The organism is Nonomuraea sp. NPDC049421 (assembly GCF_040677005.1).
Classification (GTDB): Bacteria; Actinomycetota; Actinomycetes; order Streptosporangiales; family Streptosporangiaceae; genus Nonomuraea; species Nonomuraea salmonea.
In genome coordinates, this window is the sequence record NZ_JBFAQA010000015.1 from 131924 (window position 1) to 154401 (window position 22478).

The 22478-nt window shown below is 70.9% G+C and carries 19 protein-coding genes; 11 read left to right on the plus strand and 8 right to left on the minus strand.

Annotated elements, in window-relative coordinates; all coding sequences use genetic code 11:
* Positions 1–55: 55 nt before the first annotated feature.
* The gene (valS, locus tag AB0K18_RS25560) at positions 56–2563 is read left to right on the plus strand and encodes a valine--tRNA ligase (protein WP_364918595.1); all 2508 of its coding nucleotides are present in this window, start codon (positions 56–58) and stop codon (positions 2561–2563) included.
* On the opposite strand, the gene AB0K18_RS25565 is transcribed toward valS, so the two are convergent.
* Positions 2564–3109 (minus strand): winged helix-turn-helix domain-containing protein, encoded by a 546-nt coding sequence (locus AB0K18_RS25565; RefSeq protein WP_364918598.1) that lies wholly within the window; start codon positions 3107–3109, stop codon positions 2564–2566.
* A gap of 85 nt (positions 3110–3194) precedes the next feature.
* Positions 3195–5357, minus strand: coding sequence for a DUF6351 family protein (locus AB0K18_RS25570; protein ID WP_364918601.1), 2163 nt, complete (start codon positions 5355–5357; stop codon positions 3195–3197).
* 241 nt (positions 5358–5598) lie between these two features.
* On the opposite strand from AB0K18_RS25570, the gene AB0K18_RS25575 reads away from it, so the two are divergent.
* The 6 genes from AB0K18_RS25575 to AB0K18_RS25600 all read left to right on the plus strand — a co-directional run bounded on the left by AB0K18_RS25575 (position 5599) and on the right by AB0K18_RS25600 (position 9913).
* A complete protein-coding gene (locus AB0K18_RS25575; protein WP_364918604.1) occupies positions 5599–7005 on the plus strand; it encodes an AI-2E family transporter in 1407 nt (468 codons plus the stop codon).
* A gap of 93 nt (positions 7006–7098) precedes the next feature.
* Positions 7099–7653 (plus strand): PaaI family thioesterase, encoded by a 555-nt coding sequence (locus AB0K18_RS25580; RefSeq protein WP_364918607.1) that lies wholly within the window; start codon positions 7099–7101, stop codon positions 7651–7653.
* Positions 7650–8093: a dUTP diphosphatase gene (gene dut / locus AB0K18_RS25585; protein WP_364918610.1), complete on the plus strand. Its 444-nt coding sequence runs from the start codon at positions 7650–7652 to the stop codon at positions 8091–8093. The genes AB0K18_RS25580 and dut overlap by 4 nt, the downstream gene beginning before the upstream one ends.
* Before the next feature lie 93 nt (positions 8094–8186).
* Positions 8187–8822, plus strand: coding sequence for a DUF3710 domain-containing protein (locus tag AB0K18_RS25590; protein WP_364918613.1), 636 nt, complete (start codon positions 8187–8189; stop codon positions 8820–8822).
* A gap of 28 nt (positions 8823–8850) precedes the next feature.
* Positions 8851–9237, plus strand: coding sequence for an OB-fold nucleic acid binding domain-containing protein (locus tag AB0K18_RS25595; protein ID WP_355413502.1), 387 nt, complete (start codon positions 8851–8853; stop codon positions 9235–9237).
* 4 nt (positions 9238–9241) lie between these two features.
* On the plus strand, positions 9242–9913 hold the full coding sequence (locus AB0K18_RS25600) for a DUF3159 domain-containing protein (RefSeq protein ID WP_364918617.1): 672 nt from the start codon (positions 9242–9244) through the stop codon (positions 9911–9913).
* 24 nt (positions 9914–9937) lie between these two features.
* Here the strand turns inward: AB0K18_RS25600 and AB0K18_RS25605 are convergent, their stop codons facing one another.
* A complete protein-coding gene (locus tag AB0K18_RS25605) occupies positions 9938–11665 on the minus strand; it encodes an HAD-IIB family hydrolase (protein ID WP_364918620.1) in 1728 nt (575 codons plus the stop codon).
* Positions 11666–11783: 118 nt separating this feature from the next.
* On the opposite strand from AB0K18_RS25605, the gene AB0K18_RS25610 reads away from it, so the two are divergent.
* Positions 11784–12017 (plus strand): hypothetical protein, encoded by a 234-nt coding sequence (locus AB0K18_RS25610; RefSeq protein ID WP_364918623.1) that lies wholly within the window; start codon positions 11784–11786, stop codon positions 12015–12017.
* A 13-nt stretch (positions 12018–12030) separates the two neighbouring features.
* Here AB0K18_RS25610 and AB0K18_RS25615 read toward each other — a convergent pair whose 3' ends face one another.
* Positions 12031–12690, minus strand: coding sequence for a TrkA family potassium uptake protein (locus AB0K18_RS25615; RefSeq protein ID WP_364363717.1), 660 nt, complete (start codon positions 12688–12690; stop codon positions 12031–12033).
* Positions 12690–13355 carry a TrkA family potassium uptake protein gene (locus tag AB0K18_RS25620; protein WP_364918626.1) on the minus strand — a complete coding sequence of 222 codons (666 nt, stop codon included), beginning with the start codon at positions 13353–13355 and terminating at the stop codon, positions 12690–12692. The genes AB0K18_RS25615 and AB0K18_RS25620 overlap by 1 nt, the downstream gene beginning before the upstream one ends.
* A 103-nt stretch (positions 13356–13458) precedes the next feature.
* Between AB0K18_RS25620 and AB0K18_RS25625 the strand changes: the two genes are divergently transcribed.
* Entirely contained in the window at positions 13459–15504 is a 2046-nt protein-coding gene (locus tag AB0K18_RS25625; protein WP_364918629.1) for an APC family permease, read from the plus strand.
* Here AB0K18_RS25625 and AB0K18_RS25630 read toward each other — a convergent pair.
* Complete coding sequence (locus AB0K18_RS25630; protein WP_364918632.1) at positions 15497–17122, minus strand: alpha/beta-hydrolase family protein; 1626 nt, start codon at positions 17120–17122, stop codon at positions 15497–15499. The genes AB0K18_RS25625 and AB0K18_RS25630 overlap by 8 nt on opposite strands.
* Positions 17123–17187: 65 nt before the next feature.
* Here AB0K18_RS25630 and AB0K18_RS25635 point away from each other — a divergent pair, with 65 nt between their 5' ends.
* Positions 17188–18453 carry a class I SAM-dependent RNA methyltransferase gene (locus AB0K18_RS25635; protein ID WP_364918635.1) on the plus strand — a complete coding sequence of 422 codons (1266 nt, stop codon included), beginning with the start codon at positions 17188–17190 and terminating at the stop codon, positions 18451–18453.
* 527 nt (positions 18454–18980) lie between these two features.
* On the plus strand, positions 18981–19751 hold the full coding sequence (locus AB0K18_RS25640; protein WP_364918638.1) for a CAP domain-containing protein: 771 nt from the start codon (positions 18981–18983) through the stop codon (positions 19749–19751).
* 96 nt (positions 19752–19847) lie between these two features.
* Here the strand turns inward: AB0K18_RS25640 and AB0K18_RS25645 are convergent, their stop codons facing one another.
* On the minus strand, positions 19848–21248 hold the full coding sequence (locus AB0K18_RS25645) for a sugar porter family MFS transporter (RefSeq protein WP_364918641.1): 1401 nt from the start codon (positions 21246–21248) through the stop codon (positions 19848–19850).
* 231 nt (positions 21249–21479) lie between these two features.
* Positions 21480–22397 carry an LLM class F420-dependent oxidoreductase gene (locus AB0K18_RS25650; protein ID WP_364918644.1) on the minus strand — a complete coding sequence of 306 codons (918 nt, stop codon included), beginning with the start codon at positions 22395–22397 and terminating at the stop codon, positions 21480–21482.
* Between the last annotated feature and the right edge of the window lie 81 nt (positions 22398–22478).

Below are 22478 nucleotides of genomic sequence, written 5' to 3' on the forward strand. Positions count from 1 at the left end.
ACGAACACTAGTCTCTACCGCTTGCCGGGCCTGCGAAGCCGTACCATAAGGAGGCATGACTCAACAGCGACTACGCCGTCCCTCCATGCCCCAAAAGCCGACTCTCGACGGCTTGGAGCAGGTATGGGTAGCTCGCTGGGACGAAGAGGGCACCTACCGCTTCGACCGGTCCGCAGTGCGTGAGCAGATCTACTCCATCGACACGCCGCCCCCCACCGTGTCGGGTTCGCTGCACATCGGCCACATCTTCTCCTACACCCACACCGACATCATGGCGCGCTACCAGCGCATGCTCGGCAAGTCGGTGTTCTACCCCCTCGGCTGGGACGACAACGGCCTGCCCACCGAGCGCCGCGTGCAGAACGTCTACGGCGTGCGCTGCGACCCCTCGCTGCCCTACGACCCCGACTTCGTGCCCCCGGACAAACCCGGCAAGCGCGACATCTCCATTTCGCGGCGCAACTTCGTGGAGCTGTGCCACAAGCTGACCGCCATCGACGAGCAGGCGTTCGAGGAGGTGTGGAAGCGCATCGGCCTGTCGGTCGACTGGTCGCTGCTCTACACCACCATCAGCGACGAGGCGCGGGCGGTCTCGCAGCGGGCGTTCCTGCGCAACCTGCTGCGCGGCGAGGCGTACCTCGCCGAGGCGCCGACACTGTGGGACGTCACGTTCCGCACCGCGGTCGCTCAGGCGGAGCTGGAGGACAGGGAGTGGCCCGGCGCCTTCCACACCATCTCCTTCTACGGCGAGAAGGGCCCGGTCACCATCGAGACCACCAGGCCCGAGCTGATCCCGGCCTGCGTGGCGCTGGTCGCCCACCCCGACGACGAGCGCTACAAGGACCTGTTCGGCACCTCGGTGCTGACGCCGCTGTTCGGCGTCGAGGTGCCGGTGCTGGCCCACCGCCTGGCCGAGCCCGACAAGGGCACCGGCATCGCGATGATCTGTACGTTCGGCGACATCACCGACGTCACCTGGTGGCGCGAGCTGCACCTGCCCACCAGGCCGGTCATCGGCTGGGACGGCCGGCTGCTGCCGGAGCCGCCCGAGGGCGTGGAGGCGGAGCCGTACAAGGAGCTGGCCGGCAAGACCGTCCACAGCGCCCGCGAGCGCATCGTGGAGATGCTGCGCGAGTCAGGCGACCTCGAGGGCGAGCCCAAGCCGGTCAAGCGCCCGGTGAAGTTCTACGAGCGCGGCGACAAGCCCCTCGAGATCGTCACCACCCGCCAGTGGTACATCCGCAACGGCGGCCGCGACGAGGAGCTGCGCCAGCGGCTGCTCGGCCGCGGGCGCGAGCTCACCTGGCACCCGCCGCACATGCGGGTGCGCTACGACAACTGGGTCGAGGGGCTCACCAGCGACTGGCTGATCTCCCGCCAGCGCTTCTTCGGCGTGCCCTTCCCGGTGTGGTATCCGATCGACGAGTCGGGGCAGCCCGTCCACGACGCGCCGATCGTGCCCACCGAGGACATGCTGCCCGTCGACCCGTCGTCCGACGTGCCGCCCGGCTACACCGAGGAGCAGCGCGGCGTGCCCGGCGGGTTCATGGCCGACCCCGACGTCATGGACACCTGGGCCACCTCGTCGCTCACCCCGCAGATCGCCGGCCGCTGGGGCAGCGACGACGACCTGTTCAAGCGGGTCTTCCCCGCCGACCTGCGGCCGCAGGCCCACGAGATCATCCGCACCTGGCTGTTCTCGACCGTGGTGCGCTCGCACTACGAGTTCGGCGAGCTGCCCTGGAGCGACGTCGCCATCTCGGGGTGGATCCTCGACCCCGACCGCAAGAAGATGTCCAAGTCCAAGGGCAACGTCGTCACCCCGCTCGACCTGCTGGACAAGCACGGCTCCGACGCGGTGCGCTACTGGGCGGCCAACGGCCGCTACGGCGTCGACACCGCCTTCGACCCCGGGCAGCTCAAGATCGGGCGGCGGCTGGCCATCAAGATCCTCAACGCCTCCAAGTTCGTGCTCGGCCTGGCCGAGAGCGACGGCGAGGTGACCGAGCCGCTCGACCTGTCGATGCTGGCGGCGCTGGCCGACACCGTGCGCGAGGCCACCGAGGCGTTCGACGCCTACGACCACACCAGGGCCATCGAGGTCGTCGAGCGCTTCTTCTGGGCGTTCTGCGACGACTACCTGGAGCTGGTCAAGGCGCGGGCGTACGAGTCGGGCCCGGCCGCGGCCTCGGCGCACGCGGCGCTGCGGCAGGCGCTCGACGTGCTGCTGCGGATGTTCGCGCCGTTCCTGCCGTTCGTCACGGAAGAGGTGTGGTCGTGGTGGCGTGACGGCTCTGTGCACCGCACCTCCTGGCCCGCCGCCGAGCGCGGCACCGGCGACCCGGCGGTGCTGGCCGTCGCCTCCGACGTGCTCGGGCAGGTGCGCAAGGCCAAGTCGGAGGCCAAGCTGTCGATGCGGGCCGAGGTGTCGCGGCTGAGCGTGTGGACGCCCGGCGCCGGGCTGCTCGCGCAGGCGTCCGACGACGTGTGCGCGGCGGGCAACGTGGAGGAGTTCGTGCTGGAGACCGGTGAGCAGCTCAAGGTCGAGGTGGACCTGGGCTGATCACTCGGGCTCCCCGAGTGGCTCCCTGAGCGGGTCCCTGGTGACGTCCCGGTGGACGGCGAGGAAGAGCGAGTACGCCGCGCCGTCCGCCGGAGGCTGACGGTCGCGGAAGTCGTCGATCACCTCGCGCAGCCGCCGCCACAGCTCCTCGCGGCCCTCCTCCGTCAGCCTGACCCCGAGCCTGGTGAACTCGCCGTCCGCGACGTCGACCAGCCGCACCTCCTCAAGGAACGCGCCGAGCATGGCAGCGTTGGCGCCGGTCACGCCGCTCTCGCGGACGTCCATCTCCCACGTCTTGCCGGTGGTGCGGTAGGGGATCTCCGTCGAGCCGCGCGGGCCCGGCCTGCGCGGCTCGGCGGCCAGGAAACCCGTCTCGACGAGCTTGCGTACGTGGTGCAGCGTGGTGGCGGGGTTCGCGCCCAGCCGGCCCGCGATCTCCTTGTTGGTCAGCGCCTGGTCGAGGCAGAGCCGCAGGATGCGCAGGCGGGCGGCCGAGGCCAGGGCGCGGGCCTCCGGTTCGGTGGCGGGGCGGCGTTGAGTGCCCATGGCAGGCCACTCTATTGCCACCCCTCCGTCCCCCCACCGCCCACCAAGCCCCGCACCCGGCCCGCCCCCCGCCCCTGTGCCGCTCCTAGCGGTAGTCGCACACGCCCGTGGGGAAGATCTGCTTCAGCCTGGCGCGCTGGTCCGGGGTGGGGCGCCAGGAGCCGTACAGGCCCTTGGCGATCGCCCGGTCGACCGGCTGGAGCCGGCACTTGTAGACCCCGCCCTCGATCGGGCCGCCCGCCACCGTGCGGGAGGTGCCGTAGAGGGGGAAACGCTTGGTGCACGCCCCGGGGGCGCGGCGGTCCAGGACGCCGTCCCAGACGTGCGCGCCTGCGGCGATCTCGGTGCCGTCGGTGGCGAAGCAGCGGTCCACGGCCTGGGGCGGCTTGTTCCTGATCACGCCGCGCGCCGGATATTTCCGGATGTTGGCCATCCACGCGTCGATCACCTTGAGCGCCTCGGGAGTCTGGTCGAACTCCGGCCCGTTCGGACGCGCGTCCGTGAACCAGACGACCTGATTGCCCGCCTGCCCGTCGTGGTCCAGCATCCGCTTCCTGGAGGCGAACGACTGGTGCGCGTTGTGCATGTCCAGCTCCTCCTCCAGGTAGTGCCGCCAGTCGATCACCGGAATGTCGATGTCCCCGCCGAACACCAGCCCGCTGCGCAGCACGTTCCTGATCGCCACAGGGTCACCGGTGCGGCGCGGCGCGGGATCGCCCTGGTGGGCGTTACGGGCGCTCCACGGGTCGAGGTCGGCGGGGCAGGCCGAGGGCACGAACGGGCATGCCTCCTGCACCATGTCCGCGGCCTCCTTCCACGAGCCCGCCTGCGCGTTGAGGTCGAGGAACTCCTCCGGCGTCAGCACGCCGTCGGTGAGCGCCTTGAGCCCGTACTGGACGCCCACGTTGTCCCAGGTCGAGCGGGCGTAGCCGGTCTCGTCCACGCCGTACACCTTGCGCAGGTCGTCCCAGTGCGTCCACTGGACGGTGTCCTTGACGCCCGGCGGGTCCATGCGCTGCCACTCGGGGTCGTTGTTGGACGTCCACAGCGGGTTCATGGTGAGCGGGGTCAGGCCGCGCCAGCCGTTCACGCACTCGTCGGAGCCGGGCCGCCCGGTGTACGGGTTCGCGACCGTGTCGCTCGCGTTCATGCCGATCAGCGCCGTACGGTCGTCCCACTTGGCCCAGCGCGGATGCCGGTCCATGTAGCGTTCGAGCAGCTCGCAGTCGCCCACGTGGATGGTCTGGGTGACCATGTCCGGATAGGAGTACTGCGGGATGGCGGCGTCGATCACCCTCGTCCCGTGGTTCTGGCCATAGATGTACTGCTGGATCGCGCCGCCCGACGCGCCCACGCCCACCGTGTAGAGCGGCGGGCCGTACCGCTCGATGAACCGCTCCTTGACCATCAGGGCCGTCTCGCCGCCCAGGATCAGGTTGTAATGGGTGCTGGTGCGGGTGCCGGACGAGTACATGATCGCGTAGCCCTGGCCGAGCTGGTGCGCGTCGAGCGCGCCGCCGCCGATCGTCCCCTGGTCGTGGCCGATCGCCACGCCGCCGTCGAACCGGTAGACCGCGCGGCCGGTGTAGCCGTCCTCCAGCATCGCGATCGAGTAGAGGAAGCGGTTGATGACGCCGCGCTCGCGGCGTACCACGAAGTCGACCGTCCGGCCGTCGGGCAGGGTGGTGGTCGCCATGTCGGCGGGCCGTCCGGCGGGCATCGGCTTGTACGTGCCGTCCGTCGAGCGGTAGAGGCGGTCGTTCACCGTCGGGGCGAAGCAGTCCTTGCTCCAGCCGCCCTCGACCCGCATGCCCTGGCCGTCCTGGTTGTCGGGCTTCGGCGGGCCGAGGCCGCTGCGTTCCGTCTTGCACAGGAACGGGTACTGGTGCTCGCCCGAGAAGATGGGCCCCTGAAGGGGGTGGTTGCGTAATCTGATGCTCTTCCTGTGCCGGCCGGCGACCGCCGTGATCGTGTTCTCGCCGTCCCGCAGGCCCGTCACGAGCCCCGTACGTCCCTTGCCGCTGCGCTCGAACGCCTCCGTGACGTCCTCACCGTTCCGCAGCACCCTGGCCCTGACGTCACCGTCCACCCTGATCAGCGCATCACCCCCGCTGACCTGATCCGGCCGGCTGGACAGCACCTCCAGGGACAGCGGCACACGGGAGGCGGACGCGGACGCGGGCGCGGGGGCGACGGGCGCGGCGACCAGACAGGACGCCGCCATGACGAGGATCACCGGAGCCTTCATGGTCACGACGGTGACACGATCACCGCCCCTTGCACAGACCCGATGTCGCCGATGTGAGGGGACGGCCTCGCGCGAAGGTGCACGCCGACGTGAGGCCGTCGGCACTGAGGGGCTGCACTGGGGGACCGGGGGGTCGGGGGCCGGGGGGTCGGGGGCCGGGGGGCCGGATTACGCTGACAGCGGTCGTGGTCGCGCCGATATCCGCGCGCGTGACGGGCCCGGACATGCCAGTCTTGAACACGTGCTGCCCGACCGCCCAACCAAGCTCGTGCCGCCCGTGCTGGCCAGGATGGCCGCATGGTCCGGTTGCCTGATCCTCGTCGGCGTGGTCGTCTACTTCATCGTCCAGGTCATCGCCCGCCTCGCGTTCGTGGCGCTGCCCGTGGCGATCGCGCTCCTGCTGACCGCGCTGCTGTTCCCGCTCACCAAGAGCCTGCGCAGCGCCGGCATGCGGCCCATCTACGCCACCTGGATCACCATGCTGGTGGCGCTGGCCGTGCTCGTCGGCACGGGCTGGCTGGTCGGCGCGCGGGCCAGCGAAGAGTTCCCCGGTCTCGTCAGCCAGGTCCAGGAGACCGCGAGGACCGTCCAGGAATGGCTGATCACCGGGCCGCTCCACCTCGAAGAGGCGCAGATCACCGACTACGTCGACGAGATCGCCACCATGGTCAACGAGCAGCGCACCGCCATCACCGGCACCGTGCTGTCGGCCGGCGCGGTCGCCGTCGAGGTGCTCGCGTCCATCGTGCTGCTGCTGTTCGTCACGTTCTTCCTGCTCAAAGACGGTGACCGCATCTGGACGTGGTTCCTCAAGGCGTTCGGCGGGGTGGCGCCCAGGGTCGACAGGGCCGGGCGGGCCGCCTGGACCACGCTCTCCCACTACGTCCAGGGCACCGTGGCGGTGGCCGCCGTCCATGGGCTCATCATGGGCATCGTGCTGGCCGGCATGGGCGTGCCGCTGTGGGCGCCGCTGGCCGTGCTCATCTTCTTCGCCAGCTTCATCCCCATCGTCGGCATCTTCTTCGCCGGCACCGTCGCCACCCTGGTCACGCTGGGCGCCAAGGGGCTCGTCTACGCGCTGATCTTCCTCGGCATCCTCATCGTGGAGCAGCAGCTCGAAAACCACGTCCTGCAGCCGCTGATCGTGGGCCGGGCGCTGCACTTCCACCCGCTGGCGATCATCCTCGTCCTGTCGGTGGGCGGCGTCCTGGCCGGCATCGCCGGCGCCGCAGTGGCGGTCCCCGTGGCAGCCGTCATCTACCGCGCACTGCCCGAGCTCCGCCACAAACCCCCCGAGCTCCCCCCAGGCCACCACGACCCATCCCCACCCGCCCCACCCCCACCCACCGACGACACGACGGACACCTCCGACCACGGCACCGGCGGCGGCCGCCGGAGTGACGGAGGCGCCCGTCACGGCGACGGAGGCGAGGGCGACAGCCGCCGCGACAGCGGCACTCGCGGTCCCCATGCGGCTGATGGCGGCGACGCTCACGCTTCCGGTGCCGCTGATGACGTTGGCGCTCGCGGTCCCCGTGCCGCTGGTGACGGTGACGTTCACGGTTCCGGTACGGCTGATGGCGCCGGCGGTATGACGGGCGGTGACGTGTCCGGGGCCGATACGGAGGCCGCTCCTTCGCGCCCATGATCCACCGGCGTGCGGGGGCGGGTGATGCGGCAGTGGAGCGGTGGGGGTTGGGTGGGATTCGGGTATGGGTGGTACGGAGTAACCTCGTCACCCGTGACGCGTTCCTCCCTCACCACGCCGCCTCCCCACGCTGGACCGCCCGAGGCGGTGCCGGGGGCGCCCGCCCCGGGCACCGTTCTGTCCTCCCACTACGGTCAGTGTTTCGGGTGCGGGACCGAGCACCCCACGGGGTTGCATCTCAAGGCCAGGACGCCCGATGGCACGACGGTCGAGGCCGAGTTCACGGTGGGGGAGGCGCACCAGGGGGCGCCGAAGCTGGCGCACGGCGGGGTGCTGGCGACCGCGATGGACGAGGTCATCGGTATGTCCGTATACCTGTTCCGCAAGCCATATGTGACGGGACGGCTGGAGACCGACTACCTCCTCCCCGTTCCCGTGGGCACGACACTCCACCTGCGTGCCTGGTGCAACGGCATCGCGGGCAGGAAGGCGTACCTTGAGGCTGAGGGGCGCATCGGCGCCCCGGACGGACCGGTCGCCGTCCGCGCGGCAGCGCTGTTCATCGAGGTGAACATGGAACACTTCGCCAAGCACGGCGATCTGGCCGCCATCGAGGTCGAACATCCGGATTACGAGGTGAATCCTTGAGCAACACAGTAGAGGTCCTCATCCAGCGGCTCGACGCGGAGCTGCCGATGCCGTCGTACGCGCACGCGGGTGACGCCGGCGCCGACCTCTACGCGGTCGAGGACGTCGAGTTGCAGCCAGGCGAGCGGGCCGTGGTCGGCACGGGGGTGGCGATCGCGCTGCCCGACGGCTACGCGGCGTTCGTCCATCCGCGCTCCGGCCTGGCGGCCAAGCACGGGGTCACGCTGGTCAACGCGCCCGGCACGGTCGACGCCGGCTACCGGGGCGAGATCAGGGTGACGCTGATCAACACCGACGCCAAGGAGCCGTTCCGGCTGCGCCGGGGCGACCGGGTGGCGCAGCTCGTCGTGCAGCGCGTGGAACGGGCGGCCTTCCACGAGGTGGAGCGCCTGCCGGGGTCCGTGCGCGGTGCGAACGGGTTCGGGTCCACGGGGCGCTGACCGGTGCAGATCGAGCGGGCCCGAGGCAGGGGGTCCGCGTGAGACGGACGTACAACGGGCCGATGGGCCCGACGAGCAGGGAGAGTGAGGAACGTGTTCCGACGTCGTCGTCGTGAGCAGCCGGATCAGGCGGCCGAGCAGGAGGCTGCGGCGCCGATGCGGGAGTCCGGCCCGTGGGACGCCGACGAGCCCCACCCGGACAACGACCGCATCGACCTGGGCGGCCTGCGGTTGCCGCACAACCCCGACTTCGACGTGCGGCTGGCCTCCGTGGGGGACCAGCACGTCGGCGTGGTCGTCCTGTACGACGAGAGCTCGCTGCAGCTGCAGGCCCTGGCCGCGCCGCGCAGCTCGGGCCTGTGGGACGAGGTGCGGACCAAGCTGGCGAGCCAGGCGGGGGTGCTGCACGAGCAGGAGGGGCCGTTCGGCCCGGAGCTGAGCGGCGAGATGCGGCTCGACGGTGACAGCAGGCCGGCCCGCTACATCGGCATCGACGGGCCCCGCTGGTTCCTGCTCGCGGTCATCTCGGGCAAGGCGGCCGTCGACGACGCGACGGCGGCCGCGTACCACGACTTCATCAAGGACGTCGTGGTCGTGCGGGGCGACGAGCCGATGGCGCGCGAGGAGCCGATCCCGCTGCGCCGGCCCAACGAGCCGGGCGGCGACGCGGGCGAGGGGCCGCGGTTCAACCCGTTCAGGCGAGGACCGGAGATCAGCGAGATTCGCTGACGGCTGACATCACATAGGCTGAGGCATCATGAGTACGGCAGAGCCCCCCAAACGTGGGGGATTGCGCGGGTTCTTCAGCCGGCTGGCCTCCCCCCAGTCAGAGATCGAGGCCCGCGAGCTGCGGGAGGACGCCGACGAGGTCGGCGCCACCCCCATCGTCTCGTGTGGCGGCCGCCGCCGCTTCTGCGTGGCGGGTACGCTACGTACGGTGACACTGCGTCCGAGGGGCGGTGCTCCCGCTCTCGAGGCCGAGCTCTACGACGGGTCCGACGTCATCGACCTGGTCTGGCTCGGCCGCCGCAGGATCGCGGGCATCGAGCCGGGCCGCACGGTCAAGGCCGAGGGCCTGGTGAGCCTGCAGGACGGGCGCAAAGTGATGTTCAATCCGCGTTACGAGCTGCGCCCAGGGAGTTGATCAGGTGAGTGCCGAGGCGGAAGAGGTCGCCCACGACACGGTCGAAGCGGCGGTGCGAGCCCAGCTCGCGAAGGCGTTCGGCGGGGTCAGAGGCATCATCGAGGCGGCGGTGCCGACGGTCGCGTTCACGCTGGCGTGGATCCTCAGCGAGGATCTGAAGCTGTCGCTCATCATCAGCATCTCGCTGTCGGTGGTGCTGCTGCTGATGCGCGTGCTGCAGCGGTCGACGCCGCAGTTCGTGATCAACAGCTTGATCGGCATCGCGATCGGGGCGTTCTTCGCCAGCCGTACGGGCGACGCGAAAGACTACTTCCTGCCCGGCATCCTCTACAACGCCGGCTACGCGGTGGCGATGCTGATCTCGATCGTCGCCCGGTGGCCGGTCGTCGGGTTCCTGATCGGCTCGGTCACGGGTGACCCGACGGGCTGGCACAAGGATCCCGGCATCGTGCGGCTGTGCACGCGGCTGACCTGGCTGCTCATGCTGCCGTGCGCGGTCAGGGTGGCCGTGCAGGGGCCCGTCTACCTGTTCGGCGGCGGTGACGAGGCGGTCGCCGCGCTCGGCTTCGCCAAGATCGTCATGGGCTGGCCGTTGCAGGTGGCGGCGCTGGCGGCCATGCTCTGGGTGCTCGGCCGCGGCCGCACCCCGGTCAAGCCCCCCGTAGCCCCCGCCTGACACACAGGCCGGGGCTTCAGGGGGTCAGCGGTCGTCGTGGTCCGGGTCGAAGGCGGTGGGTTCGGCGGGGAGCGTGTAGCGGGCGCCGATGAGGTCGGCCACGCGCCGCCGCGTCGAGTCCGCGTCGGCCGCCTCGTCGCGTTCCAGCGCCGCCACCTCGTCGGCCAGTTCGGCGTCGCCGAGGCAGTCGCGGATCCACGTCGAGTAGTCCCCCCGCCGCAGGTGGTGCAGCCACGTGTCGTGGTCCAGGCCCTCGGCCAGCTCCACGAACGTGTGCAGGTTCCTGGCCCGCAGCCGCATCCGCTGCTCGGGCCCGGTGAAGTAGAAGCTCTTGTCCTTCGACATGGTCCCGGCCGCGTACTTGCGCCGGTGCCGGGTGCGCTCCTGCCGGGCGGGGGCCAGCGTGAGCCGGCGGCCTGACTCGGTGCCGTCGAGCCACAGCGCGATGTCGCCGGGCCCGTCGGGTAGTGAGGGCGCGTCCAGCCCACGGGCGGTGGCGAAGGCGGCGAGCGTGCTCTCCGGCTCCTTGCCGACCGCGATGGTGCCGTTGACCAGGCCGAGCGCGGCGGGGCTGAGCGCGTCGGGATGCACGGTGATCATCAGCACCGAGCCCAGGTCACCGGGATGCTGCAGCGGCACGTGCCGGACCTCGGCGGGCATCAGGTGGTGCGCCTCGTCGAGCACGAGCCAGTGCGGATGACCGAGCTTTGCGCGCAGCCCGGTGAGGCGGGGCAGCAGCTCCGCGAAGTACGCCGGCCGGTCGCGCAGCTGCAGCCCGATGAGGTTGATGACGACGCTGTGCCCGGGATGCTCCAGCACGTGGGCGACCTCGTCCACGGAGGGCACCCGGTCAGGGTCGCCGAGCACGGTCACGCCTGGGTATTCGGCGTAGTCGCCCTCGGGGTCCACGATGACGCACTGGTAGCCGTCGCCGACGAGCCGTTCGAGCAGCGCGGTGGTGACCGTGGACTTGCCGCTGCCGGACGGCCCGGCGACCAGCAGGCCCAGCCCGTACGTCGGCAGCCGCACCTCGGCCCCTTCGTCGTGGCCGAGCAGGACGTGGTGCCGGACGAGCTCCAGCCCGTCGAGTTCGCCCGCCATGAGCTTCTCGGCCAGCTCGGCCACCCCGCGCCCGGCCGGGCCGTCGAGCGGCAGGTCGCAGGCGTCCCTGAGGGCGGGCAGCGCGTCGGCCACGGCGGCCCCGCACTCGGCGGCCTGCAGGAAGGCGTGGTCGTTCTCACCGTCGCCGACCGCGACCACGCTGTGCCGCGACAGGCCGAGCCGGTCGAGTGCCGCGCAGAGGCCGCTGGCCTTGTTGACGCCGGGCGGCAGCACCATGACGGCGCCCTTGTTGTAGATGACCTGTAGCTCCAGGCCCAGCTCGCGGATGGCCTCCAGGACCTGCACGTCGTGCGGCTCGCGGGTGGCGACCAGCACCTGGCCGACGCCGAGCGGGCTGACGCCCGCGTCCTTGAGCCGCTGCGCCAGCTCGGGCGGTGGGGGCGGGGCCAGGGCGTCGCAGGTGCGCTGGTGCGGGTCGTACAGCAGCCCGCCGTTCTCGGCCACGATCAGGTCGAACAGGGCGGGGTGCGGGAAGACCGACAGCAGGTCGTCCAGCTCGCGGCCGGTGACCAGCAGCAGCTTGATCCCGGCCTTGGACAGGCGTTCGAGGGCGGCGATGGTGGCCTCCGCCACCTGGCCGCCCGAGGCGAGGGTCTCGTCGTAGTCGGTGGCCAGCACGTTGTAGCGCATGGCCCGGCACCTACCCGCTCAGGAGTAAAGATCTCCGGGCCGAACGCTGAATCAGTCGATCCACGCGCAGGGGTACAAGGCTGGCGAACGATCATCTCTCACATTTCGGGGGACCGCCATGTACAGAAGCGTCATCGCCGCCGTCACCATGACCGCCGCCGCGCTGCTCCTCGCACCCACGCCCGCCATCGCGGACGACTTCTGGGGGCCGAGCCACGTGTGCGGGAAGGAGGTGACCGGCGTGCTCAGGCTGAAGCCGTTCACGATCTGGACCACCGACGGCGGCTGCGCGAAGGTGGACTTCCGCCGTCACCATCACCACCACCAGCACAAGCACTTCGGCCTGTTCTGAGCCGCGTACCTCGCTAGTGCTGCGACAGGAGGTGGGCGAGCTCCTGCTCCACCTCCTGGCTGGCGACGAACAGCAGCTCGTCGCCCGCCTCCAGCGGGTCGTCGGCGGTCGGCACCAGGACGCGGCCCTCGCGCAGGATCGCCACCAGCGCGGAGTCGACCGGCCACGGCACCGAGCCCGCCCGCTGCCCCACCACCGGCGCGTCATCGGCGAGGGTGAGCTCGACCAGGTTGGCCTGCCCCTGGCGGAACGTCATCAGCCTGACCAGGTCGCCGACGCTCACCGCCTCCTCCACCAGCGCGCTGAGCAGGCGCGGCGTCGAGACGGCCACGTCGACGCCCCACGACTCGTTGAACAGCCACTCGTTGTTGGGGTGGTTGATGCGGGCGACCACCCGCGGCACCCCGTATTCGGTCTTGGCCAGCAGCGACACCACGAGGTTGACCTTGTCGTCACCGGTCGAGGCCACCACGACGTGGCAGTTGTTGAGCCCGGCCTCGTCGAGCGAGGCGATCTCGCAGGCGTCGGCGAGCAGCCATTCGGCCCGCGGGACGCTGTCGATCTTGATGGCGTGGGGGTCGCTGTCGATGAGCAGCACCTCGTGGCCGTTCTCCAGCAGCTCGGCCGCGATGGAGCGGCCCACGGCACCGGCGCCGGCGATGGCGACGCGCATCACTCGTCCTCTTCCGGTGCCGCGGCGAGCACCTTGTTGATCCGGTCCATGTCGGCCTCGGCGGCGATCACGTGGAGCACGTCGCCCTCCTGGACCACGGTGTCACGGGTGATGGTGACGGCCTCGCCCATGCGGTTGACGAAGGCGGCGCGGGTGCGGGCGCTCTCTTCGAGGTCGGTGACGCGGGTGCCGATCCAGGCGGGGTTGACGGTGACCTCGGCGAGCACGACGGTGCCGGTCGGGTCGCGCCACAGCGGCTCGGCGCCCTCGGGCAGGATGCGGCGCATGACCTGGTCGGCGGTCCAGCGCACGGTGGCCACCGTGGGGATGCCCAGCCGCTGGTAGACCTCGGCCCTGCGGGGGTCGTAGATGCGGGCCACGACGTTGTCGACGCCGAACGTCTCGCGGGCGACGCGCGCGGAGATGATGTTGGAGTTGTCGCCGCTGGAGACCGCGACGTAGGCGGCGGCCGACTCGATGCCGGCGTCGATGAGCACGCCGCGGTCGAAGCCGACGCCGGTCACCCGGCGCCCGTGGAAACCGGCGCGCAGCCGGCGGAAGGCCTGCGGATCGCGGTCGATGATGGCCACGGAATGCCCGCTGTCCTCGAGGATGTGCGCGAGGGTCGATCCGACCCGGCCACACCCCATGATCACTATATGCATTTCCCCCCGCATCTGACGCGGTCGGCCGGTTGCTCGACACCAGTATGGCCCTCGGGGGGAGTGCCTCGGGCCCGGCCTCGGCCTGCGACTAGCATCTCGTTACGTGGCGAAGGTAACGGATCTTGTCAAACGCTTGCTCGTGGGGCGCGCCCTCCGAAGCGGGCAGCTCCACGAGCAACTCCTCCCGAAACGGATCGCGCTACCCGTTTTCGCGAGTGACGCGCTCTCGTCGGTCGCGTACGCACCCCAAGAGATCCTCGTCATCCTCTCCCTGGCGGGGGTCTCGTTCTATTCCTACAGCCCCTGGGTGGCCGCCGCCGTCGTGGTCGTGATGCTCACGGTCGTGGCGTCGTACCGGCAGAACGTGCACGCCTATCCCAGCGGCGGCGGCGACTACGAGGTCGCCACCACCAACCTCGGCAAGAACGCCGGGCTCACCGTGGCCAGCGCCCTCATGGTCGACTACGTGCTGACCGTCGCGGTGTCCGTCGCCAACGGCGTCGACTACGTCGGCGCGACCATCCCGTTCGTGGGCCAGCACAAGCCGACCATCGCCATCGCCATCGTCGTCCTGCTCACCGTGGTCAACCTGCGCGGCATCCGCGAGTCGGGCGCCGCCTTCGCCATCCCCACGTACGCGTTCATGATCGCTGTCCTGGGCCTGATCGTGTGGGGCGGGTTCCGTACGCTGCTGCTGCACGAGCACCTCCAGGCTCCGAGCGCGCACTTCACGATCCAGCCGGAGCAGACGAACCTCACCGCCTTCGCCGCCGCGTTCCTCGTGCTGCGCGCCTTCTCCACCGGCTGCGCGGCGCTGACCGGAGTCGAGGCGATCAGCAACGGCGTGCCCGCCTTCCGCAAGCCCAAGAGCAAGAACGCGGCCACCACGCTGCTGCTGATGGGCCTGGTCGCGATCACCATGTTCGGCGGCATCATCGCGCTCGGCCTGGCCTCGGGGGTCAAGGTGGCCGAGCCGTCGGTCGTGGCGGAAGACCTGCTCAAGCCCGACGGCACCCCGGTCGGCCCCGGCTACTACCAGCAGCCGATCATCTCCCAGGTGGCCGACGCGGTGTTCGGCGGCGGGTCGGTGCCGTTCGTGGTGATCTCGGCGGTGACGGCGCTGATCCTGTTCCTCGCGGCCAACACGGCGTTCAACGGCTTCCCCGTGCTCGGCTCGATCCTCGCCCAGGACCGCTACCTGCCGCGCCAGCTGCACACCCGCGGCGACCGGCTGGCCTTCTCCAACGGCATCATCATCCTGGCGCTGGGCGCCTGCCTGCTGCTGTGGGGGTTCCAGGCCGACGTCAGCCGGCTGCTGAACCTCTACATCGTCGGCGTCTTCGTCTCGTTCACGCTCAGCCAGACCGGCATGGTCATCCACTGGACCCGCCACCTGAAGACCGAGACCGACCTGCGGGTCCGCCACCAGATGCACCGCAGCCGCGTGATCAACTTCGTCGGCGCGGTGATGACCGGGCTGGTGCTGATCGTCGTGCTGCTGACGAAGTTCCTGGTCGGGGCCTGGATCGTGGTGATCGCGATGCCGGTGCTCTTCCTCATGATGAAGGGCATCAGGCGCCACTACGACAAGGTCGCCGCCGAGCTGGAGCTGACCGAGGACTACGAGCCGTCCATGCTGCCCGCGCGCAACCACTCGATCGTGCTCGTCTCCAAGATCCACAAGCCGACGATGCGCGCCATCGCGTACGCCCGCGCCACCCGCCCCTCCACGCTGGAGGCCGTCACGGTCGGCGTCGAGGGCGAGGAGGCCCGCAAGCTGCAGGAGGAGTGGGAGCGGCGGGGCATCCCGGTGCCGCTGAAGATGCTCGACTCGCCGTACCGCGAGATCACCCAGCCCGTCCTCGACTACGTCAAGACGCTGCGCCGCCGCTCGCCCCGCGACGTGGTGACGGTCTTCATCCCCGAGTACGTCGTCGGCCGCTGGTGGGAGCACCTGCTGCACAACCAGAGCGCGCTGCGGCTGAAGGCCCGCCTGCTGTTCAAGCCCGGCGTCATGGTGACCAGCGTGCCCTGGCAGCTGCACTCCTCCGACCGGCTCATCGGCAGGCCGGAGCCGTTCGCGCCGGGCGCGGTGCGCCGTCCCTGGCACGGGACGGCCGATCGGCAGGAGAGGGGCCCCGCTAGTTGAGCAGCGCCCGCAGCCGCAGCGTGTCGCCGGCGTCCCAGCCGGGCGGCGGCGCGACGGCGGCCCACCCGTCCGCGATGTTCGCGCCGTAGCGGTGGCCGTGACCGGCCGGCACGTCCAGCGCGGCCGTCATGTCCACCAGCACCTGCCAGAACGTCACCAGCGGGAACCAGTTCATCTCCGGATTGACGCCAGGTCCCCGCTCGCCCTCCAGCCAGGCGGGCCGGTCGTAGATCAGCTCAGGCGACCACCACACGACGGGATCGGTGGTGTTCTGCAGGTAGACCACGCGCGGGTGGGGCCACGGGGCCGGAGGCTCGGACAGGTCGCCGGGCTCCTGGGCGAACCTGGCCGTCTCACCGTCGTCGTAGACCGGCCGCCACACGGGGCTGCCGCGCTCGCGGCCGGTGGTCAGACGCCGCCAGATGGGGTTGGCGTTGGGCGGGCCCACGAACATCGCGCCGTCCGCCTTCGCGGCCAGCTCGTCGAGGTCGCGGACGCTCTCCTCCATCTGGTACGACCCCAGGCTCTCGCCCGACAGCACCAGCTTCGGCCGCTTCGCGGCGGGCAGCCGCGCCCACCGCTCGCGTACGGCGTCGAACAGCGCCCGCCCCGCGGCCGCCGCCTTGTCCCTGTCGACCATGAACGACACCCAGCTCGGCAGGTACGAGTACTGCATCGCGACCAGCGCGGACCGCCCGTCGTACATGTACTCCAGCGCGTCGGCGATGTGCGGATCGACCCACCCGGTGCCGGTGGTGCCCAGCACGGCCAGCACCCGGCGGTCGAACGCGCCGGTCCGCTCCAGCTCGCGTACCGCGAGGGCGGCCTGCTGCCGCGGTGACGAGGCGCCGTCGAGGCCGACGTACACCCTGATGGGCTGGACGGCGGGCCGGCCGGAGAAGGCGGTCAGCCGGGCCGGCGTGGTGGCCGTGGCGGTGAAGCGGCGCCCCTCGCGGCCCAGCGACTCCCAGGAGACGAGCGAGCCTGGGCCGCCCGACACGTACGCCGAGGCGGGCCTGCGCACGCCGGGATGGGTGCCCTCGTTGGCGACGGAGGAGATGTCGCTGATGCGCGCCACGAACCCGTTGAACAGCACGTCGTTGGCGAACACCGTGACCACGAGCGCGATGACGGACGCGCCCACCACGTGGCCCACGTAGGCGGGGACGTAGCGGTCGAGCCAGGCGTTGAGCCTGCGCCCGGCCAGGCGGATCAGCCGGGCCAGCAGCAGGCACAGGCAGAACAGCGCGACCGCGACGGCCAGGATCACCGGCGGGAACCAGGTGATGCGGGTGTCCATGCCCATGAGCGCCCGCAGGTCGCGCTGCCAGTCGTAGCTGTACCAGAGGGCCACGGCCGCCAGCGCGGCGCAGCCGCCCAGCATGACCCGCCAGCTGATCCGCCGCGCCCGCTCGGAAAAGCGGTAGCGGATCACCGAGCGGCCGAGCGCGCCCAGCGAGGCGCCCACGGCGTAGCCGAGTATGCCGGTGACCGCGCCCATCACGCCCTGGTAGAGCCACGGGCGGGGCAGCAGTGACGGGGTCAGCGAGGCGCACGCGAACAGCGTGGCCAGCAGAGTGCCGCCGAAGCCGAGCCTCCGCCGTACCACTCTGTCCATGACCATCTACAGTAGGCGACCGAGCGGGACGGGAGCCCTCCGGGCCTGGGCATAGGCTGTTCCCTGTGGAACAGGCAACTCTCGAGCTGACGGTAGGTCCGGTCGCGCACGGCGGCTGGTGTGTGGCGCGCCACGAAGGGCGCGTCGTGTTCGTACGCCACGCGCTGCCGGGCGAGCGGGTGATCGCCGCCGTCACCGAGGAGACGGCCAGGTTCCTGCGGGCCGACGCCGTCGAGATCCTCGACGCCTCGCCCGACCGGGTCGTGCCGCCCTGCCCCTACGCCGGTCCTGGCAGGTGCGGCGGCTGCGACTGGCAGCACGCCACCCTGGAGGCGCAGCGGCGGCTCAAGGCCCAGGTGGTGGCCGAGCAGCTGCGCCGGCTGGCGGGCATCGAGCGCGAGGTCGTCGTCGAGGAGGTGCCGGGCGCCAAAGACGGCCTGGGGTGGCGCACGCGGGTGCAGTTCGCCGCCACTCCGGCGGGCGAGCTGGGCTTCCGCAAGCACCGTTCCCACGACATCCAGGTCGTCGACGCCTGCCTGATCGCCCACCCCGAGGTGGAGGCCGTGGGCGCGCAGGACCACGAGTGGCCGGGCGCCGCCGTGGTCGAGGTCATCGCCTCCTCAGACGGTGAGCGGGCCGTCGTGGTCGCGCCCAGGCCGCGGCGCAGCGTGCCCGTGCCCGAGCTCGACGCGCCCGCCTCGATCCTGCTCGACCAGGGCAAGGGCCGCACGGTGCCGCGCCGCGGCTCGGGGGTGCTGCACGAGCAGGTGGGCGACCGCGAGTTCCGGGTGGCGGGCAGCGGCTTCTGGCAGGTGCACCCGGGGGCGGCCGAGACGCTGCTCGACGCGGTGCTCGCCTACGCCGCGCCCGAGCCGGGGGAGTGGGCGCTCGACCTCTACTGCGGGGTCGGGCTGTTCGCGGCCGGGCTGGCCGAGGCGGTGGGCCCCGAGGGCGCGGTGTTCGGGCTGGAGTCCGAGGCGGCCGCCGTCCGCGACGCCCGCGCCAACCTGCGCGACCTGCCGCAGGCGCGGGTCGAGCGCGGCCGGGTGGAGGAGGCGCTCGACCGCTTCCAGATCGAGCGGGCCGACATCGTGGTGGTGGACCCGCCGCGCGCCGGGCTCGGCCGCGAGGTGGTCGACCGGGTCAGCGCGCTCGAGCCCCTGCGCATCGTCTACGTCTCCTGCGACCCCGCCACGCTCGCCCGCGACCTCGCCTGGTTCCGCGACCACGGCTACCCCCTCGCCGACCTGCGCGCTTTCGACGCCTTCCCGATGACCCACCACGTGGAGTGCGTGGCGCTGCTGGTGCGCGAGGGCAAATCTCCGTCATGAACAGCTGAACCCGCGCTGAGGGGGGAGGTGCCCCCGGCATGAGGTTCGGGAACTGGGACGTGCGACCGCTGGGCGGCTGGATGGGCTGCCTGGCGATGATCGTCGTGTCCGTGCTGCTGTCGATCCTGCTGACGATCGTCATCAACCTGCTGCTGTGATGTGGCGGGAATCTCACTCGCCCGGATGACCGGCCTCCGCGCGCTCTGACGCGGAGGCCGGTTCTCGCGTGCTCATAGGGGTTTCGGTACGACCGCGCTGGCCTGCACAGACGCCTCAGGGATCACTTTGGTTTACAGCTGAGGGTCCCAAATGTCTCCAATCGGATGACAAATCGGTATCGGTCCCGCCAGAATGCGTTGCCATCCAGCGTCTACCGCAACTGGAGGAAACCCCCTATGCGTAGACCCCTTGGGGTACTCGCCGCCGCCGTCAGCCTGGCAGCGATCGCCACGCCACTCAGCGCGGCACAGGCTTCCGCGGCTACGGAGGCGGCTACTGCGGCAGCCCGGGAGGCGGCTCGGTGCCGCGTGAGCGTGGCCAAGCCGCGCGTCAGCGACGCACTGAAGATCCAGTCCTCGGCCGTCCGACGCGGCTGCTTCACGGACGCGCTCATGCGCATCCGCATCAAGCGGGCCGTCCCCGGTGCCGACCCGGTCGTCAAGAGCGGGGCCACCAGGAAGGGCCGCCTCACGCTCGCCCTGGCCTGCAAGCCGGGCACGTACTACGCCGTCGCCACCGACTACCGCGGGCACACCGCGAAGTCCAGGCCGGTCAAGCTCACCTGCACCCCCGGTAGCGGTACGCCGACGCCCGTCCCCTCGCCGCCGGCGACCGGCACGCCGACCCCCAAGCCCGGCAACCCGACCGCCGCGCCCAGCACGCCGCCGCCCGCCAACGGCGGCGGAGTCGGCAGCACCGAGGAGAACGAGGTCGTCAGGCTGGTCAACGCCGAGCGGGCCAAGGGCGGCTGCAAGCCGCTCCAGCACAACGCGCAGCTGCACACCGCCGCGTATGGCCACTCCGCCGACATGGCCGCGAAGAACTACTTCGACCACGACTCGAAGGACGGCCGCTCGTTCATGGACCGCATCAAGGCGGCCGGCTTCACCGGCGGCAACGCCTGGGCCGAGAACATCGCCATGGGCCAGCGCACGCCCGCCGAGGTGATGAGGTCCTGGATGAACAGCGCCGGCCACCGCACCAACATCATGAACTGCAAGTACACGCTCATCGGAGTCGGCGCGGCCAAGAACTCCAGGGGCCAGATCTACTGGACCCAGGACTTCGCCGCCCGCTGATCCCGCCGGCCATATCGGGCTTCCGCCAGGAGGGCGCTCGTGGCGGGGAAGGGGAGGCCGCGCCTCTACCCGTCCCCGCCACGACACACCGGGCACTCAGCCCATCTCTTCGAGCTTGCGGCCCTTGGTCTCCTTGACCCACTTGCCGACGAACAGGAACGACAGCACGGCGAACAGCGCGTACGCGGCGTACGTCAGCGGCAGGTTCCACTCGGCCAGCGCGGGGAACGACACGGTGATCGCCCAGTTGGCGATCCACTGGGCCGCGGCGGCGACGCCCAGGGCGGCCGCCCTGATGCGGTTGGGGAACATCTCGCCGAGCAGCACCCACACCACGACACCCCACGACAGTGCGAAGAACAGCACGAACACGTTCGCCGCGATGAGCGCGATCGTGCCCTGCGGGTCGGGCAGGGAGACCGACTCGCCCTGGCCCTGCGCGAAGCTGAACGCCCAGGCCGCGGTGGCCAGCGAGATCGCCATGCCGGCCGAGCCGATCAGCAGCAGGGGCTTGCGCCCGATGCGGTCCACGAGCGCGATCGCGATGAAGGTGCCGATGATGTTGATGATCGAGCTGGAGAAGCTGATCAGCAGGGAGTCGCTCTGGTTGACGCCGACCGACTGCCACAGCACCGACGAGTAGTAGAAGATCACGTTGATGCCGACCAGCTGCTGGAAGGCGGAGAGCGCGATGCCGATCCAGACGATCGGCAGCAGGCCCAGCGCCTTGCCGCGCAGGTCCTTCAGCCCCGGCACCCGCTCGGTGCGCAGCACGTGCTGGATCTCCGCGATGCGCTCGTCGAGGTCGGTGTCGTCGCTCTCGATCTCGGCCAGCACCTGACGGGCCCGGCTCGTCCGTCCCGACATGACGAGATAGCGCGGCGACTCGGGGATGTTCGAGGCGAACAGCAGGAACAACAGCGCCGGCACCACGCAGGCGCCCAGCATCCACTGCCACGCCTGCAGCACCCAGATGTGGTTGTTCACGTCGCCGTCCGCCACCCGCGCGAACACGTAGTTGACGAGCTGCGAGACCGCGATGCCGAGCACGATGGCCAGCTGCTGGAACGAGCCCAGCCGCCCCCGGTAGGCGGGCGGGGCCACCTCGGCGATGTACGCGGGCCCGAGCACCGACGCCATGCCGATCGCGAACCCCGCCACCACCCGCCAGAACGCCAGATCCCAGACCGAGAACGGCAGCATCTGCCCGACCGAGCTGACCGCGAACAGCAGCGCCGCGACCTGCATCGACCGCGTACGTCCCCACCGGTCGGCGAGCCCGCCGCCCGCCCACGCGCCCAACGCCGAGCCCAGCAGCGCGATGGCCACCACGAAACCGATCTCGACCGGGCCCACCTGGAAGTGACGCTGGATGCCGACCACGGCGCCGTTGATGACGGAACTGTCGTACCCGAAGAGGAACCCACCGATGGCCGCGGCCGCGGTGATGAAGACCACGTGACCCAAATGCTCATGATGGGTGTATTGAGTAGCCATGCAGGTCCTTCCCCCAAGAATGGTGGGCAGCTACCCGCTGATCACTCACGTATTCGGAACATCCGGCCCAGAAGGGCGTGCGAGGGCGTAGGGGGTGCGGAAAAGGGCAGCGTTCTGGGAGCGGCGCCGGGCGCGGGACAAGCAGATCGCTCACATCCAGCCCACGCCCGGCGCCCGCACAACAGCCCGGCCACGCGCCACCAGCGCGGGATACGAACGGCCGGTGACCGGCTACGGCAGGTGCGGCAGCACCTCGGCGGCGATGAGCTCCAGGTGCTCCAGGTCCTGCAGGTCGAGGATCTGCAGGTAGAGCCGCTCGGCCCCCAGTTCGGCGAACGTGCCGATCTTCTCCAGCACCTCGGCAGGCGTGCCCGCGAGGCCGCTCTCGCGCAGCGCGTCGGGGTCCTCGCCGATGGCCGCGCAGCGCCGCTCGACCTCGGCCCGGTCGGCGCCGACGACGGTGGTCTGCGCGGCCGACAGGATCACGCCGCGCCCGGCCGCCTCGCACGCCTGACGCACCCGGTCGAACGCCTCCCCGGTCTCGGCGGGGCGGCGGAACGGCACGTTGAACTCGTCGGCGTACGTGGCCACCAGCCGCGGCGTGCGCTTCGGCCCGGTGCCGCCGATGATCACCGGCGGGCGCGGGCGCTGGGCCGGCTTGGGCAGCGCCGGCGAGTCGGCCAGCCGGTAGTAGCTGCCCTCGAAGGAATACGTCTTCTCCGCCGTCCAGAGGCCGGTGACGATCTCCAGCTGCTCCTCGAAGCGGGCGAAGCGCTCCTTGACGGGCGGGAAGGGAATGCCGTACGCCGAGTGCTCGGTGTCGTACCAGCCGGTGCCGAAGCCGAGCTCGACCCGGCCGCCGCTCATCTGGTCGACCTGCGCCACGCTGATGGCCAGCGGCCCAGGCAACCGGAACGTGGCCGGCGACACCAGCGTGCCCAGCCGGATCGTGGACGTCTCTCTGGCAAGGCCGGCAAGGGTGATCCAGGCGTCGGTGGAGCCGGGACCTGGGTCGCCGGCGCCGATGCGCTGGTAATGGTCGGACCGGAAGAACGCATCGAAGCCCAGCCGCTCGGAGGCCTGGGCAACGGAGAGCAGGTCGTCATAGGTGGCGCCCTGCTGGGGCTCGGTGAAGATCCGCAGCTTCATGACCACATTATCCGCACACAACGGACGTGAACCGGAAAAGGGCCGCGCCACGCCGCAGGTGCTTGCTAGCGTTCAGCCGCA